This is a genomic window from Kribbella sp. NPDC050820 (assembly GCF_040653975.1).
Taxonomy (GTDB): Bacteria; Actinomycetota; Actinomycetes; order Propionibacteriales; family Kribbellaceae; genus Kribbella.
This window is the reverse complement of sequence record NZ_JBFAHB010000012.1, coordinates 98,512-114,462: the sequence shown is the minus strand read 5'-3', so window position 1 is coordinate 114,462 and position 15,951 is coordinate 98,512. Positions and strand designations below refer to the sequence as shown.

17 protein-coding genes are annotated in these 15,951 nt (G+C 70.0%); 12 read left to right on the top strand and 5 right to left on the bottom strand.

Annotation, left to right across the window (positions count from 1 at the left end; genetic code table 11):
* The first annotated feature begins 15 nt into the window (after positions 1–15).
* Positions 16–984 carry a uridine diphosphate-N-acetylglucosamine-binding protein YvcK gene (gene yvcK / locus AB0H36_RS13910; RefSeq protein WP_360521447.1) on the top strand — a complete coding sequence of 323 codons (969 nt, stop codon included), beginning with the start codon at positions 16–18 and terminating at the stop codon, positions 982–984.
* Here the strand turns inward: yvcK and AB0H36_RS13905 are convergent.
* Positions 981–2,456 carry a hypothetical protein gene (locus tag AB0H36_RS13905; protein ID WP_360521444.1) on the bottom strand — a complete coding sequence of 492 codons (1,476 nt, stop codon included), beginning with the start codon at positions 2,454–2,456 and terminating at the stop codon, positions 981–983. The two genes, yvcK and AB0H36_RS13905, sit on opposite strands and share 4 nt — an antisense overlap.
* Complete coding sequence (locus tag AB0H36_RS13900; RefSeq protein WP_360521441.1) at positions 2,453–2,959, bottom strand: SigE family RNA polymerase sigma factor; 507 nt, start codon at positions 2,957–2,959, stop codon at positions 2,453–2,455. The genes AB0H36_RS13905 and AB0H36_RS13900 overlap by 4 nt, the downstream gene beginning before the upstream one ends.
* Positions 2,960–3,092: 133 nt before the next feature.
* Here AB0H36_RS13900 and whiA point away from each other — a divergent pair, with 133 nt between their 5' ends.
* From whiA to AB0H36_RS13860, 8 genes are all read left to right on the top strand, one after another.
* Positions 3,093–4,076: a DNA-binding protein WhiA gene (whiA, locus tag AB0H36_RS13895; RefSeq protein ID WP_328520667.1), complete on the top strand. Its 984-nt coding sequence runs from the start codon at positions 3,093–3,095 to the stop codon at positions 4,074–4,076.
* A gap of 92 nt (positions 4,077–4,168) precedes the next feature.
* On the top strand, positions 4,169–4,390 hold the full coding sequence (locus AB0H36_RS13890; RefSeq protein ID WP_360521438.1) for a hypothetical protein: 222 nt from the start codon (positions 4,169–4,171) through the stop codon (positions 4,388–4,390).
* Between the two features lie 220 nt (positions 4,391–4,610).
* Positions 4,611–6,143, top strand: coding sequence for a M4 family metallopeptidase (locus tag AB0H36_RS13885; protein ID WP_360521435.1), 1,533 nt, complete (start codon positions 4,611–4,613; stop codon positions 6,141–6,143).
* 196 nt (positions 6,144–6,339) lie between these two features.
* On the top strand, positions 6,340–7,347 hold the full coding sequence (gap, locus tag AB0H36_RS13880; RefSeq protein WP_360521432.1) for a type I glyceraldehyde-3-phosphate dehydrogenase: 1,008 nt from the start codon (positions 6,340–6,342) through the stop codon (positions 7,345–7,347).
* Between the two features lie 77 nt (positions 7,348–7,424).
* Positions 7,425–8,627, top strand: a complete 1,203-nt coding sequence (locus AB0H36_RS13875; RefSeq protein ID WP_360521429.1) for a phosphoglycerate kinase — start codon at positions 7,425–7,427, stop codon at positions 8,625–8,627.
* A 6-nt stretch (positions 8,628–8,633) separates the two neighbouring features.
* Positions 8,634–9,446, top strand: coding sequence for a triose-phosphate isomerase (gene tpiA / locus AB0H36_RS13870; protein WP_360521426.1), 813 nt, complete (start codon positions 8,634–8,636; stop codon positions 9,444–9,446).
* Positions 9,443–9,676 (top strand): preprotein translocase subunit SecG, encoded by a 234-nt coding sequence (secG, locus tag AB0H36_RS13865; RefSeq protein WP_337010487.1) that lies wholly within the window; start codon positions 9,443–9,445, stop codon positions 9,674–9,676. The genes tpiA and secG overlap by 4 nt, the downstream gene beginning before the upstream one ends.
* A gap of 15 nt (positions 9,677–9,691) precedes the next feature.
* Positions 9,692–10,051, top strand: coding sequence for an RNA polymerase-binding protein RbpA (locus AB0H36_RS13860; protein WP_360521422.1), 360 nt, complete (start codon positions 9,692–9,694; stop codon positions 10,049–10,051).
* 48 nt (positions 10,052–10,099) lie between these two features.
* Here the strand turns inward: AB0H36_RS13860 and AB0H36_RS13855 are convergent, their stop codons facing one another.
* Complete coding sequence (locus AB0H36_RS13855) at positions 10,100–10,783, bottom strand: response regulator transcription factor (protein WP_360521419.1); 684 nt, start codon at positions 10,781–10,783, stop codon at positions 10,100–10,102.
* Positions 10,780–11,910 (bottom strand): sensor histidine kinase, encoded by a 1,131-nt coding sequence (locus tag AB0H36_RS13850; RefSeq protein WP_360521416.1) that lies wholly within the window; start codon positions 11,908–11,910, stop codon positions 10,780–10,782. Before AB0H36_RS13850 ends, AB0H36_RS13855 begins: the two co-directional genes overlap by 4 nt.
* A 111-nt stretch (positions 11,911–12,021) precedes the next feature.
* On the opposite strand from AB0H36_RS13850, the gene AB0H36_RS13845 reads away from it, so the two are divergent.
* From AB0H36_RS13845 to AB0H36_RS13835, 3 genes are read left to right on the top strand one after another with little or no spacing between them, the layout of a single operon-like run.
* Complete coding sequence (locus tag AB0H36_RS13845) at positions 12,022–12,942, top strand: ATP-binding cassette domain-containing protein (RefSeq protein ID WP_360521413.1); 921 nt, start codon at positions 12,022–12,024, stop codon at positions 12,940–12,942.
* A complete protein-coding gene (locus AB0H36_RS13840) occupies positions 12,942–14,354 on the top strand; it encodes an ABC transporter permease subunit (protein ID WP_360521410.1) in 1,413 nt (470 codons plus the stop codon). Before AB0H36_RS13845 ends, AB0H36_RS13840 begins: the two co-directional genes overlap by 1 nt.
* Positions 14,354–15,151 carry an ABC transporter permease gene (locus AB0H36_RS13835; protein ID WP_360521407.1) on the top strand — a complete coding sequence of 266 codons (798 nt, stop codon included), beginning with the start codon at positions 14,354–14,356 and terminating at the stop codon, positions 15,149–15,151. Before AB0H36_RS13840 ends, AB0H36_RS13835 begins: the two co-directional genes overlap by 1 nt.
* On the opposite strand, the gene AB0H36_RS13830 is transcribed toward AB0H36_RS13835, so the two are convergent.
* Complete coding sequence (locus tag AB0H36_RS13830) at positions 15,148–15,951, bottom strand: isocitrate lyase/phosphoenolpyruvate mutase family protein (RefSeq protein WP_360521404.1); 804 nt, start codon at positions 15,949–15,951, stop codon at positions 15,148–15,150. The two genes, AB0H36_RS13835 and AB0H36_RS13830, sit on opposite strands and share 4 nt — an antisense overlap.

The window sequence follows — 15,951 nt, the reverse complement described above, 5'->3', positions numbered from 1 at the left end:
CTGGAGCGCTCTGGCGTGTCGTCTGGGGGGCGACCCCCAGACCCCCGCAGAGCTCCCCGGGTTGTCGCACTGGGCGGAGGGCACGGACTGGCAGCCTCCCTGTCCGCGCTTCGTCATGTCACCGACCAGCTGACCGCGGTCGTGACGGTCGCCGACAACGGCGGCTCGTCCGGTCGCCTGCGCAGCGAGCTCGGGGTGCTGCCGCCGGGTGACCTGCGGATGGCGCTGGCCGCGTTGTGCCGCGACGACGAGTGGGGCCGGACGTGGGCCGACGTGCTGCAGCACCGGTTCCGCAGCGACGGCGCGTTGCACGACCACGCGGTCGGCAACCTGCTGATCGTCGCGTTGTGGGAGTTGCTCGGCGAGGCGGTGGACGGGCTCGACTGGGTCGCCCGGCTCCTCGGCGCCCAAGGCCGGGTGCTGCCGATGTCCGCCGTACCGCTGGACATCACGGCGCGGGTGCTCGGGCTGGATCCGGACCATCCGGAGGCGATCACCGAGATCCGCGGTCAGGCCGAGGTGGCGACGACCGAAGGACATGTGGTCGACGTGGCGCTGGACCCGGCCGACCCGCCGGCCTGCCCGGAGGCGTTGGTGGCGATCGCGGAGGCAGACTGGGTCGTCGTCGGCCCGGGGTCGTGGTTCACGTCCGTGATCCCGAACCTGCTGGTCCCGGCGTTGTGCCGCGGTCTGGAGCAGACCAGCGCCCGCCGGGTGCTGACGCTGAACCTGGGGGAACAGAAGGGCGAGACCGACGGTTTCTCGCCGGAGACCCACCTCGAGGTGCTGGCCGCGCACGCCCCGGACCTGCGGATCGACGTGGTCCTCGCCGACGAGGGCCACGTGCCCGACCCGGCGTCCCTGCGCCGTACGGCGGAGGCGCTCGGCGCGGAGCTGGTCGTCGCCGACATCGCCGACGACGACCGCCACCTCCACCACGCCCCGGACAAACTGGCCAAGGTCTACCGGGAGCTGCTCGTCTAGCTCGCGTCGACGTCGTGCTTGGCGTCGTACACCTGCTTGCCCTGGGCGTCGAAGCCGCGGACCCGCACGTTCTTGACGTCGGAGTTCCCGCCGGTGAGGCCCCAGATGAAGAACCCGTTCGAGATCAGGGCGCGGACCGGGCCGCTCGGCAGGTCGACCACGATCTGCGCGACCCCGTCGGGGACCTGGCCCCACTCCAGCCCGACCCCGAACTTCCCGGTGGCAGGGACGCCGCCGCGGCTGTAGTCGTAGTGATCGGCCTGGTCGTACATGTGGCACCACGCGACGACGTTCTCGCCGGGGGAGACCAGCAGGGCGGTGAAGTCGATCCCGGTTCCGGTCTTCAGGGCGACCTTCCAGTCCGGCGTGAGCTTCCCGGCGTCGTAGGTCCGTTCGTCCTGACCCGACGGGACGCCGTCCTTGAAGTAGGCGTCGTCCGGCTTCTTGCACCGGGTCCGGATCGAGTCGTCGCTGACCGGACTGACCGGCGGCGCCGGCTGCAGCGCCTTGCCGGTGGCCGGATCCTTGGTGAGCACGACCTCCGGGGTGATCGGCGCGGCGAGCTGGATCTTCCGGTCCGCCGGCACGGTCGGTTGCTGCGGCAGTTCCACTGGCTTGTACTTCCAGTCGTAGATCCGGCGGCCGCCGGCGTCGTACGCCCGGACCCGCTGGAGTGTCGGCTCGGGCCGACTCGTCCGGCCCGACGCGTCGGGGGACGGCCGGTAGAACTGCTCCCAGTCGGGGTAGCCCAGGGTGAAGAACCCGTCGGGGCCGACCAGCGCCTGCCGTGGCGCCTTCTCGCCGACGAAATCCACCAGCACGCGGGCGACGCCGTCTACCGGGATCCGGACCTTCGCCGCGACGGCCTGCGGCTGGTCGTCCGAACTGCCGGCGATCTTGGCGAAGCTCTCGGTGGTGCTGTAGCGCCCGTTGATCTTGGGCCGCTGCGGGCCGTCCATGGTGCAAGTGGAGACGATCGACCGGTCCGGCGCCAGGAACAGCGCCTGCAGGCGGTTCTGGTCTCCGCTCTTCACGAGGACCTTCCAGCGCGCGTCGATCGGTCCCGCCTTGTCGAAGCTGTTCGAGCCTCGCTCCTTGTTGGACTGGACGTACTCGTTGTCGAACTGCTTGCAGCGCTGCAGGACCTCGGCGTCAGACAGAGGGCTGACCGGCGGCGGCGCCGCGGCCTGCCGGCCGGACTCGTTGTCGACGACCTGTCCGGTCTTCGCGTCGACGGTGATGGTCTGGGTCTTCGGGTCGCCGGCCGGGTCCGCGGAGTCGTTCACGGTGTTCGACCAGGCGGCGATACCGCCGATGATCGCCACGGTGGTGAGGACCGCGGTGGACGCGACGGCGATCCGGCCGCGGCGGACCGAACGGCGGCCGCGGACGAGGATGTCGTCGACGGAGTGACGCAGCGGCTGGTCCGCGTCGTCGGACGCGGCGTCGAGCAGTCTCTCGATGTCGTTCACGAGGCGCTCCTTTCGGTCAGGCCGAGGAGCTGGCGCAGGTGCGCGAGACCCCTGGATGTCTGGCTCTTCACGGCACCCTCGCCGATGCCGAGGATCTCCGCGGTCTGCTCGACGCTGAAGTCGGCGTAATGACGCAGTACGACGCATGCGCGTTGACCGGGCGCGAGCGCGGCGAGCGCCGCGATCACCACCGAGCGGTCGTCGACGGCCTGCAACGCGTCGGGCGCGGTCAGGATGTCGTCGCCCGGATCGTCGAGATGCTCGCGCCGCCACGGCCGCCGCGCCTGGTCCAGCACCGACGTCACGACGGCCTTGTGGGCGTAGCTGACCAGTCCCTCGCTGCGGTCGATGCGGTTCCAGCGGCGGTAGACCTTCACCAGCGCGTCCTGGGCCGCGTCCTCGGCCCGGTGCCAGTCGCCACACATCAGGTACGCCGTACGGCGTAAGCGGCGTATGGTGACGGCCGCGAACTCGGTGAACTCGTCTTCGTCGGGTCTTCGCATTCGGCCCCCTCTGCTGATCATTGTGTCGCCGAGGGAACGCGGCGGGCGCTTCGTGAGGTTGCACCGCTGCGTAACCAGTTCCGGGATGCGCACGTTGAACGAGGGTCTTTGACAACGGTGGGAGGATGCCTTCATGGCGATGACTGCACAGGTGAAGTCCGAACTGACCAGCATCCAGGTCACGAAACCCTGTTGCCGCAAGGCCGAGGTGTCGTCGGTACTGCGCTTCGCGGGCGGGCTGCATCTGGTGTCGGGGCGGATCGTCGTCGAGGCGGAGCTGGACAGCGGGGCGGCGGCCCGGCGGCTGCGCAAGGACATCGCCGAGATCTTCGGGCACCCGTCGGACGTGGTGGTGATCTCCCCGTCCGGTATCCGGAAGCAGACCAAGTACGTCGTACGCGTGGTGCGTGACGGTGACGCGCTGGCCCGGCAGACCGGACTGGTCGACAACCGCGGCCGCCCGGTCCGGGGCCTGCCGCCGGCCGTAGTGTCCGGTGCCTCCTGTGATGCCGTGGCGGCTTGGCGGGGTGCGTTCCTGGCGCACGGCTCGCTGACCGAGCCGGGGCGCTCGTCGTCCCTCGAGGTGACGTGCCCGGGTCCGGAGGCGGCGCTCGCGCTGGTCGGTGCGGCCCGGCGACTCGGGATCGGTTCGAAGGCCCGCGAGGTGCGCAACGTCGACCGCGTGGTGATCCGCGACGGCGACGCGATCGGCGCGCTGCTGACGCGGCTGGGTGCGCACGAGTCCGTGCTGGCCTGGGAGGAGCGCCGGATGCGTCGCGAGGTTCGCGCGACGGCGAACCGGCTGGCGAACTTCGACGACGCGAACCTGCGCCGTTCCGCCCGGGCGGCAGTGGCTGCCGGCGCGCGGGTCGAGCGCGCGCTGGAGATCCTCGGCGACGACGTACCGGATCACCTGCAGGTGGCCGGCAAGCTGCGGCTGGAGCACAAGCAGGCCAGCCTGGAGGAGCTCGGGCAGCTGCACGAGCCGGCGCTGACCAAGGACGCGGTGGCCGGCCGGATCCGCCGCCTGCTCGCGATGGCCGACAAGCGCGCCGCCGACCTCGGCATCCCGAACACCGAGGCCAACCTCACCCCGGAGATGCTCGACCCGGCCTGACCGGATCGTTATCAACCACGCGCCACGCGGTCCTGGTCACGTTGGTTGGATTCCCCCACGGGAACTGCCATCCGATGAACAAGTGAGGACCGATGGGTACCCAAGAAGAAGAAGCCGCGGCGCTGGAGGCGGCCGAAGCGGCGCGCAAGGCCGCGGAGGAAGCGGCCAAGCAGCAGAACAGCATGGTCGCCGACAGCCCGGTCGTGATCGGCTGGCCGGACAACGAGGTGCGGGCGGAGCGCGGGTTGCGGGACAACGAGAAGCTGGGCGCCGTGGTGAACGCGCGGGGGACGGCGCAGGCCTTCGGGGGCTGAGAAATCGAGTTGTGGTCCGAGCGTACGGCGGTCTCCGCAGGGCCTGCCGTACGCCGGTCCTGGCCGCGGGCCTCGAACCGGGTGGCTGAAGGATTTCCCGGGACTTCGGTGGATTTCGGGAACGATCGATTCCCTTTGGATGGAAGTTCGCGCAGGGTGTGCCTGCCCATCGCGCACGGCAGGTCCCGTCCGTGCGCGTCTTCCGCCCAAGGGAGTCCCCATGAAGCGCATTCGTCGCGCCGGTCTGGCCGCGACCGCGATCGCCGGTCTGGCCGTCCTGTCCACCGCCGCCGGCGTGCAGGCTGCCCAACCCGGTGCCGGCGGCGATCCGGTGTCGCCGGTGGCCGCGGCCCGGGCCAATGCCGAGCAGCTCGGTGTCGGCGCCGCCGGTGACCTCGTCGTCCGCGATGTCGTGGTCGACGGCGACGGCACCAGCCACATCCGGTTCGATCGCACCTATCAAGGCCTGCCGGTCGTCGGCGGTGACGTCGTCGTCCACCAGGACAAGGCCGGGAAGGCCCGCTCGGCGTCCGGTGGTGTGGGCAAGCTGAGCCTGTCGACGAAGCCGGCCGTCTCGGCTGCCACCGCGACCGCCGCCGCCAAGCAGAAGTCCGGCAAACAGCAGCTCGTCGTGTTCGTCACCGACGCCGGTCAGTCGAAGCTGGCCTACCAGGTCGTCAGCGAGGGCCGGAAGTCCACCGGTGAGCCGACCGGCACCGAAACCTACGTCGACGCACAGACCGGCAAGTTGCTCGCCAGCTGGAGCACCGTCCACGACGACCTCGGCAGTGGCACCGGCCTGTACTCCGGCACCGTCGCGCTCGACACCACCAAGTCGGGCGCGAACTGGACCATGGTCGACCCGGTCCGGGGCGGCAACACGACGTACAACGCGGGAACGCTGTTCTCCGACGCGGACAACGTGTGGGGGACCGGCAGCAACAGCAACCCGCAGTCGGCCGGCGTGGACGCGCACTACGGCATCGCCGAGACGTGGGACTACTACAAGAACGTTCACGGCCGTAACGGCATCGCCAACGACGGCGTGGGCGCACGGTCGTACGTGCACGACGGCGCCTACGTCAACGCGTCCTGGAGCGACTCCTGCTTCTGCATGCGGTACGGCGACGGCGACCCGAGCCAGGGGATCGGCCCGCTGGTCGAGCTGGACATCGCCGGTCACGAGATGAGCCACGGTGTCACCAGCCGCTCGGCCAAGCTGCGCTACAGCGGCGAGTCCGGCGGCCTGAACGAGTCCACCTCGGACATCTTCGGCACGGCGGTCGAGTGGTACGCCGCGAACGGCTCGGACAGCCCGGACTACGTGCTGGGTGAGGAGATCTTCGCCGACTACGACCCGGCCGCCAACTTCATCCGGCGGCTCGACAAGCCGTCGATGGACGGCGCCAGCGCGGACTCGTGGTCGAAGAGCGTGGGCCGGCTGAACGTGCACTACTCGTCCGGTGTAGGCAACCACTTCTTCTACCTGCTGTCCGAGGGCAGCGGCGCCAAGACCATCAACGGGGTCGCTTACAACAGCCCGACCGTGAACGGCATCACCGTCACCGGTATCGGCATCGGCAAGGCGGAGAAGATCTGGTACCGGGCGCTGACGACGTACATGACGTCGCGGACCGACTACCACGGTGCGCGGACCGCGACGCTGAACGCGGCCACCGACCTGTACGGCGCGAGCAGCGCCGAGCGGGCCGCGGTGGAGCAGGCCTGGGCCGCGGTGAACGTGGTCGGCTGACCGCTGCGAACGGCGGTTTCCGGAGAGAGGTTCCGGAAACCGCCGTTGCCGTACCACCAAGTGGTCTGGTCTGAAACCGGAGCGGGAGTGGTGGTGGTCTCATCTGGACGCTACCAGTTGATCGAGTGGGCTGTTGGGCTAGTGTTCGGGCTGTAGCGGCAGTGCTCGACAGCTAGTTTTGAGGAGACGCAGTCCCGTGACCGTACGCGTAGGTATCAACGGCTTCGGCCGGATCGGCCGTAACTTCTTCCGCGCCGTGCAGGCGTCCGGTGCCGACATCGAGGTCGTCGCCGTCAATGACTTGACCGACAACCAGACCCTCGCTCACCTGCTGAAGTACGACTCGATCCTGGGCCGCTTCCCCGGTGAGGTCTCCGCGACCGACGACGACATCACCGTCGCCGGCAAGAGCTTCAAGGCGTTCGCCGAGCGCGACCCCGCGAACCTCAAGTGGTCCGACGTCGGCGCCGACGTGGTGATCGAGTCGACCGGCTTCTTCACCGACGCCACCAAGGCCAAGACGCACGCCGACAACGGCGCCAAGAAGGTCATCATCTCCGCACCGGCGAAGAACGAGGACCTGACCGTGGTGATGGGCGTGAACCACGACCTGTACGACGCCGAGAAGCACACCGTGATCTCGAACGCGTCCTGCACCACCAACTGCATCGCCCCGCTGGCCAAGGTCCTGCACGACGCGTTCACGATCGAGCGTGGCCTGATGACCACGATCCACGCGTACACCCAGGACCAGAACCTGCAGGACGCCCCGCACAAGGACCTGCGCCGCGCCCGCGCCGCCGCGCTGAACATCGTGCCGACCTCCACCGGCGCCGCGAAGGCGATCGGCCTGGTGCTGCCGGAGCTGAAGGGCAAGCTGGACGGCTACGCCCTGCGGGTCCCGGTCCCGACCGGCTCGGCCACCGACCTGACCGTCAACGTCGGCCGCGAGGTCACCGTCGACGAGGTCAAGGAGGCCTACAAGGCGGCCGCCGCCGAGGGCGCGCTGAAGGGCTACCTGACCTACACCGAGGACGAGATCGTCTCCGCCGACATCGTCACCGACCCGGCCTCCTGCATCTTCGACGCGGGCCTGACCAAGGTGATCGGCAACCAGGTCAAGGTCGTCGGCTGGTACGACAACGAGTGGGGCTACTCGAACCGCCTCGTCGACCTGGTCAAGCACGTCGGCGCCTCGCTCTGACACCTGCACTGTCGACAGCCTGCGTCCGGTTCGCCCCGGACGCAGGCTGATCCCTGAGCCGCAAGGATTGCTGAACTGTGAAGACCATCGAAGACCTCGGGGACGTGGCCGGCCTGCGGGTGCTGGTGCGCTCCGACCTGAACGTGCCGATCAAGGACGAGACGATCGGCGACGACGGCCGGATCCGGGCCGGCCTGCCGACGCTGGTGAAGCTGGCCAAGGCCGGCGCCAAGGTGATCGTCACCGCCCACCTCGGCCGCCCGAAGGGCAAGCCGAACCCGGAGTTCACGCTGGCCCCGGTGGCCAAGCGGCTCGGCGAGCTGCTCGAGCCGGAGGGCATCAAGGTGCTGTTCGCCGACGACGTCACCGGCGACAGCGCGCAGTCCGCCGTACAGGATCTGGACGAGGGTGAGGTCCTGCTGCTCGAGAACGTGCGGTACGACGCACGTGAGGAGAGCAAGGACGAGGCCGAGCGCGACCAGCTTGCCGACGAGCTGGCGGCGCTGGCCGACGTGTTCGTCAGCGACGGCTTCGGTGTGGTGCACCGCAAGCAGGCCAGCGTGTACGACGTGGCGCGCAAGCTGCCGCATGCCGCCGGCGGCCTGGTGCTGGCCGAGGTCGACGTACTGAAGAAGCTGACCGAGGAGCCGGCCCGGCCGTACGTCGTCGTGCTCGGTGGCGCGAAGGTGTCGGACAAGCTCGCGGTGATCGACAACCTGCTGGGCAAGGCCGACAAGCTGCTGATCGGCGGCGGGATGGTCTTCACCTTCCTGAAGGCGCAGGGTCACGAGGTCGGCAAGAGCCTGCTCGAGGAAGACCAGCTGGACACGGTCAAGGGCTACCTGGAGACCGCGAAGGCCAAGGGTGTGGAGATCGTGCTGCCGACCGACATCGTGGTCGCGCCCGAGTTCAAGGCCGACTCCCCGGCGACGGTGGTGGCCGCGGACGCGATCCCGGCCGACCAGCTCGGCCTGGACATCGGCCCGGAGTCCGGCAAGGCGTTCGCCGCCGAGGTGGCCGCGGCCAGGACGGTGTTCTGGAACGGCCCGATGGGCGTGTTCGAGATGGCCGCGTTCGCCGGCGGAACCAAGGCCGTCGCGCAGGCGTTGACCGAGGTGGACGGCCTCAGTGTGGTCGGCGGCGGTGACTCGGCCGCGGCGGTGCGCCAGCTGGGCTTCGCCGACGACGCGTTCGGGCACATCTCCACCGGTGGTGGGGCGTCGCTGGAATACCTGGAGGGCAAGGAGCTCCCGGGTCTCGCCGTACTGGAAGAGGACTGACACCCGATGGCTGACAGCGCAGCTGCCCGTACGCCGTTGATGGCGGGCAACTGGAAGATGAACATCAACCACGTCGAGGCTGTGCACCTGGTGCAGAAGCTGTCCTGGACGCTGCAGGACAAGAAGCACGACTTCGAGCGGGTCGAGGTGGCGGTGCTGCCGCCGTTCACCGACCTGCGCAGCGTCCAGACGCTGGTCGACGGCGACCGGATGAAGATCAAGTACGGCGCCCAGGACGTCTCGAAGTACGACGCCGGCGCCTACACCGGCGAGATCTCGGCGTCGATGCTGGCCAAGCTCGGCTGCACCTACGTGCTGACCGGGCACTCCGAGCGGCGCCAGTACCACGGTGAGGACGACGCCCTGGTCAACGCCAAGACGACCAAGGCGCTCGAGGCCGGGCTGACCCCGATCGTCTGTGTCGGCGAGGGGCTCGACGTCCGCAAGGCCGGCGAGCACGTCGAGTACACGCTGGCCCAGGTGGACGGCGCGCTGGCCGGGCTGAAGCAGGACGACGTCCGCAAGCTGGTCCTGGCCTACGAGCCGGTCTGGGCGATCGGTACCGGCGAGGTGGCCACGCCCGAGGACGCGCAGGAGGTCATCGCGGCCATCCGGGGCCGGATCGAGGAGACGATCTCACCGTCGGTCGCCGACTCGGTACGGATTCTTTACGGGGGGTCGGTGAAGATGGCCAGTGCAGGTGGCATCATGGCCCAACCGGACGTGGACGGCTGCCTGGTCGGAGGTGCGAGCCTTCAGGCGGACGAGTTCGCCGGAATCTGCCGTTACCTGGACCTTCAGTTAGGCTACTCCTCGTGATTCTCGCTTTTTCGATCGTCGTGATCGTCTGCAGCCTCATCCTCACGTTGCTCGTGCTGCTGCACAAAGGCCGCGGTGGCGGTCTGTCGGACCTGTTCGGTGGCGGGGTGTCGTCCAGCCTGGGCGGCTCGTCGGTCGCCGAGCGGAACCTGGACCGGATCACGATCGCTGTCGGTCTGATCTGGTTCGCTGCCATCGTCGCCCTCGGCCTGCTCTACAAGCTCGGCTGAGGGGAGTAGGTTCCCGTGGCTGGTGGTGGCAGTGCGATTCGTGGCAGCCGGGTCGGCGCAGGCCCGATGGGCGAGGCGGAGCGCGGTGACACCGCGCCCCGGCAGCGCATCGTGTTCTTCTGCGCCAACGGGCACGAGACCGCGACGGTGTTCGCGGTCGAGGCGTCCATCCCGGAGGCGTGGGACTGTCCGCGGTGCGGTCTGCCGACCAGCACCGATGTGAACAACCCACCCCCGCCCCCGAAGATCGAGCCCTACAAGACCCACCTGGCGTACGTGAAGGAACGCCGCAGCGAGCAGGAGGCCCAGGAGATCCTCGAAGAGGCCCTGGAAAAACTCCGCGCCCGCCGCGCCCGCGGCGAAGTCATCTTCTAGCCCAGACGCGAACAGCCCGGCCCGGCATCGGTCCGGGCTGTTCGCGTTTCACGACCGGCGGGCTGTTCCCGGGACGACCAGGCCGGACTCGTAGGCGGCGATGACGGCCTGGGTCCGGTCCCGGAGGCCGAGCTTGCCGAGCAGCCGGCTGACGTGGGTCTTGACGGTCTCCTCGCTGACCACCAGCCGGCCCGCGATCTCCGGGTTGGACAGGCCTTCGGCGATCAGGCCGAGCACCTCGACCTCCCGCGGGGTGAGGTTGCCGAGGGCCTGGGTGGCGGCCGCGTCGCGGGCGGGACGGTGCCGGGCGAACTCCGCGATCAGTCGCCTGGTCACCGTCGGTGCGAGCAGGCCGCCGCCGGACGCGATCACCCGGACCGCGTCGAACAGGCGCTCTGCAGTCACGTCCTTGAGCAGGAACCCGCTGGCGCCGGCGGCCAGCGCGTCGTACACGTGCTCGTCCAGGTCGAAGGTGGTCAGCATCAGGATCCGGGGGCCGGGTCCGGCGGCCGCGAGAATCTGCCGGGTCGCCTCGATACCGTCCAGGACCGGCATCCGGACATCCATCAGGACCACGTCGGGGTTGCGGTCCCGACACAGCCGGACGGCCTCGGCGCCGTCGGCCGCCGTCCCGGTGACCTCGAAGTCCGGCTGGGTGCCGAGCAGAGCGCCGAACCCGGCCCGGACGACCTCCTGGTCGTCGACGACGGCGATCCGGATCCGTGCGCTCATGGCTCGGTCGGTGGGATCGGCAGCACCGCTCTGACCACGAACCCGCCGCCGGTCGACCGGCCCTCGGTCAGCGTCCCGCCCACCATCGCGGCTCGTTCGCGCATGCCCACCAGCCCGTGCCCGCCGGCGCCGTCCTGGTCGGCGGTCGGCCCCGGGCCGTTGTCGCGGACCTGGACCAGCAGCGCCGCCGCCGTGTAGCCCAGCTCGACGTCCACGGCTGCGCCCGGGGCGTGCCGGCGCGCGTTGGTCAGCGCTTCCTGGACGATGCGGTACGCCGTCAGCTGCACACCCGGGTCGAGGGGGACGACACAACCACGCACGATCAGGCGGGTGCTCGCGCCGGAGGACGCCCGGGCCTCGTCGACGAGCGCGTTCAGTTGCTCCAGGCCGGGTTGCGGTGCGCGCACGGTCCTGGTGGCGGGGTCGACGTCTTCGCGCAGCACACCGAGCAGCCGGCGCATCTCGGTGAGGGCAGAGCGCGCGGTGTCGCCGATCGCGACCAGCCGCTGCGCTCCCTCCGCAGGCAGGCCGGGTGTCGTCAGCCGGGCGGACTCGGCCTGCACGGCGATGAGCGAGATGTGGTGCGCCACCACGTCGTGCAGTTCGCGGGCGATCCGGGCCCGCTCACCCCGAGCGGCGAACTCGAGCTTGTTGTCCAGGCTCGTCCGGCCGGCTGCGGCCGAGTCGGCGGCGGCGCCGCGTTCGCGCGCTGAGGCGCCGAGCAGGACGGCCGCGGTCATCACCACCAGGAGCACGACCGAGTCCAGCTGCGGCTCCCCGAGAGCGAGCAGAACGAACGGCAGCAGGAACGGGAACGCCACCCGGCGAGACCGGCTGCGCGCCAGCCGGTACAGGGCGATGAGTCCGGCCAGCACTCCCGCGGCGTAGGGCGGTTCAGGGCTGGCGAGCATCACCGCGTTGGCCAACGTGACGGCCAGCGCGACTGGCACCGGATGAGCCGCCAGGAACGCAAGTGGCACTGTCGCGCACAGCCCGAGCAGCATCGCCGTCCCCAGATCCATGCCCGTCCCGTCGCCGCGACCGCCGGCCTCGACGACGGCGAACAGACCGAGCACGGCCGCCGCGACGACGAACGCCCGGTCTTTCAGCTCACGGAACCGGCTCACGTCCCTCATTGTCCGCCCGGCCGTCACCCCGGGCGTCACCCTCGTGGGGGACAGCAAGGGCGCTCGGCAGCGTGACGACAGCCGCCGGGACGAGCCGTAGCGTCGAGTGCCATGGAGGCGAACACCGTCGAGGTCCGCGAGCTGCACAAGAGGTACGGCGCCACTGTCGCGGTGGACGACCTGTCCTTCACCGTCCGGCCGGGTCAGGTGACCGGCTTCGTCGGGCCGAACGGCGCCGGCAAGTCGACGACGATGCGGGTGATCCTGGGGCTGGATGCACCCGACGCGGGCAGCGCCCTGGTCGGCGGCCGCAGGTACCGGGACCTGGCCACCCCGCTGCGTGAGGTCGGTGCGTTGCTCGACGCGGGTGCGGTCCATCCCGGCCGGAAGGCGCGGGATCACCTGCTGTGGATGGCGCAGTACAACGGCTTGCCAGGACGGCGCGTCGACGAAGTGCTGGAACAGGTGGGTCTGACGCAGGCAGCGAGGCGCCGGGCCGGCGGGTTCTCACTGGGGATGCGGCAGCGGCTGGGGATCGCTGGTGCCTTGCTGGGCGATCCGCCGGTGTTGTTGTTCGACGAGCCGGTGAACGGGCTCGACCCGGAGGGGATCGTCTGGATCCGTGGCATGCTGCGGTCACTGGCCGCCGAAGGCCGATCGGTCCTGGTGTCCAGTCACCTGATGGGTGAGCTCCAGGACACCGCGGACCATCTGATCGTGATCGGCCGCGGCCGGCTGGTCGCGGACACCACAGTGCGCGAGTTGGTCGCCGCCGCATCGGAGGACCGGGTCGGGATTCGCACCCTGGATCGGATCCAGGCCATGACCGTGCTGGCCAACGCCGGGGCAACGGTGGCCGCGACCGGTGCTGATCGGTTGACCGTCACCGGCCTGACGCCAGAGCACGTGATCAAGCTGCTGAACCAGCACGACCTGTCGTTCACCGAGGTGGCCGCGCACCGGGCGTCGCTCGAGGAGGCCTACATGGAGCTGACTCGGGACGCGGTCGAGTTCGGGTCGCGGGAGCCGTGATGAAGAGCTTTCTGCGGGTGTTGCACGGGGAGTGGACGAAGTTCCGCTCGGTCCGGAGCACCTGGTTGTGCCTACTGGCCGCGGTGGCCGTCTCGGTGGTGCTGGAGGTCTTGGGTTCGACCGCCGGCTCGACGGAGGCCAACGAGCAGCCGCGGTACTCCGATCAGGCCTACTTCGTGCACAAGCCGCTCGCCGGCGACGGCTCGGTGGTCGCCCGAATCGTCAGCCAGCAGGGCAGCCACGAGTGGGCGAAGGCAGGCCTGCTGATCAAGGCCGAGGTCGAGCCGGGTTCGCCGTACGCCGCTGTGATGGTCACGCCGGATCACGGCGTGCGGATGCAGGCGATGTTCGACACCGATCTGGCCGGATCGGCCGATCCCGCGCCGCGGTGGCTCAGGCTCACTCGCGCGGGTTCCTCGATCACCGGGTACGAGTCCGCCGACGGCGCCGAGTGGCGTGAGATCGGCACGATCACCGTGGCGCTGCCCACGCAGGTCGAGGTCGGGCTGTTCGTCGCGTCGCCACCGTTGTACGTCACCCAACGGACGGGCAGCGGTACGTCGGTCGGCCTGCGAAACACTGTGGGTACGGCGATCTTCGACGACCTCGCTGTGACCGGAGCGCAGCCGGCGGCGGAGTGGACCGGCCAGAACATCTCGACGCTGCCGTCGAAGCAGACCGGGGGAGTGCCCGTCGGGGAGCTGCACCGCAACGGCGACACGTTCACCGTGATCGGATCGGGCGACATCGCCGGCTACGGCATCGCCAGCTGGCGGTCGCCGGGCGAGGACGACGTGGTGCTGCTCAGTCTGTTCGGCCTCCGGATCGGCATGCTCGCGGTGATCGCGCTCGGTGTGTTGTCGATGACCGCCGAGTACCGGACCGGCCTGATCCGCACAACGCTCACGGCCGGCCCGCGACGCGGCGAGGTTCTCGCGGCGAAGGCGGTCGTGCTCGGGGCCGCGGTCTTCGTGACCGGGCTGATAGCGAGTGTCGCCTCGTTCCTGCTCGCCCAGCCGGGGTTGCGCTCAGGCGGCTACAACCCGCCGGCGTACCCCCACGTGTCGTTGCTAGAGGCAACGGCTCTGCGTGCGGTCGTCGGCACGGCCGCGGTCCTCGCCCTGGTCGCGCTGTTCAGCCTCGGTGTCGCCGTACTGCGGCGTCGTACCGTCGGGGCGATCGTGTTCGTGGTTGCGCTCGTGCTGGTGCCGCAGTTGGTCGCGCCGGTGATCTCACCCGAGGCCGATGTCTGGATGAGCCGGCTGACGCCGGTCGCCGGCCTGGCCATCCAGCAGACGGTCGACCGGGCCGGACAGGTGATCGGCCCGTGGACCGGGCTCGCGGTGCTGTCCGGGTACGCCGCCGTCGCGTTGGCACTGGCCCACTGGCAACTCGGTCGCCGGGACGCCTGATGCTGATCGGGCGGGCGCTCAGGGCCGAGTGGACCAAGCTGCGCACGGTGCCGAGCACCGGCTGGACGCTGCTCGCAGCGATGGTGCTGACGGTGGCGGCCGGCGCCCTGGTGACCTGGGACCTCACGCCGCCGGACTGTGCGCGTGATGATCCGTCCTGCGACTTCGACCTTCCCAGGCTCAGCCTCACCGGGGTCTACCTCGGCCAGACGGCGGTGATCGTGCTCGCCGTGCTTGCTGTCAGTGCCGAGTACGAGTCGGCCATGATCCGGACCACGCTCTCGGCCTGTCCGCGCCGGGTCGTCGTGCTCGCCGCGAAGGCGATCGTCGTCACCGCAGCGGTGCTCGGCGCCGCGGCCGTCAGCGTGGGGGCATCGCTGCTCGCCGGTCGAGAGGTGCTGGCCGGCAACGGATTCACCGAGGTCGCGGGCTACCGGCTTCCGACGCCGGCTGACGGGCCGACGCTGCGGGCGTACGGCGGAACGGCGCTGTACCTCGGCCTGGTTGCCCTGCTCAGCCTCGGTGTCGCCTTCGTAGTCCGTCACACCGGCGGCACCGTGACGATTCTGCTCGTGCTGCTGTACGTCGCGCCGATCGTGTCGCTCGTCGTCACCGATCCGCGGTGGAAGGAGTGGATCGAGAAGGTGTCGCCGATGACCGCCGGACTCACGATCCAGTCCACGCTGCGTCTCGACGCGCTGCCGATCGCACCGTGGTCGGGGCTCGGCGTACTCGGCCTCTACGCCGTCGCGTCGATCGCGACCGGCCTGGTCGTGTTTCGGCTGCGCGACGCTTAGGCCTTCCTGGCGAACAGCTGGTTGAGTTCGGCTTGGGGGATCTGGCCGGCGGCGAAGTCGATTGTGCCGGTGGTGAGGATTTCCTGGGCTGCTTGGCGGACGAGGCCCAGGGCTGCGCGGGCGATGCTGCCGCCGAGGCTGATGCGGGTGACGCCGGCGGACTGGAGGGTGGGGACGGTCAGGGTGGAGGTGCCTAGGCCGAGGACGACGTTGAGGGGGCCGGCGAGCTCCTTGACGAGGGTGCGGATCGAGTCGAGGTCGTTGACGCCGGGGACGTAGAGGCAGTCGGCGCCGGCCTCGTGGAAGCGGTTGGCGCGGTCGATCGAGTCGTGCAGCGAGGTCGGCGTACGCAGCAACTGGCCGTCGGTACGCGCGGTGAGGACGAAGTCGGGGCCGGCGGCCTCGCGGGCGGCGACGATCCGGTCGACCGACAGCTCGACGTCGTACAGCTCCCGTCCGTCGTAGTCCTCGATGTTCCCGCCGGCCAGCCCGGCTTCCCGGGCCAGGCGGATCGTCTCCGCCACGGCCGACGGGTCCGCGCCGTACCCGTCCTCGAGGTCGCCGTTCACCGGTACGGCGCTCGCCGCGGTGATCTCCTGCACCCGCGCGAACATGTCCTCCCGCGACACCGCCGGCGCACCGTCGGGCAGCGTGTGATCACCCTTGCCGAGCGAGAACGCGATCCCCGCACTCGTGGTCGCGATCGCCGGGAACCCGGCATCCGCCAGCACCACCGCACTTCCGGCGTCCCAGGCGTTCGGCATCACGAAGAACCCGTCGTGCAGCTCGCGAAAAGTCAT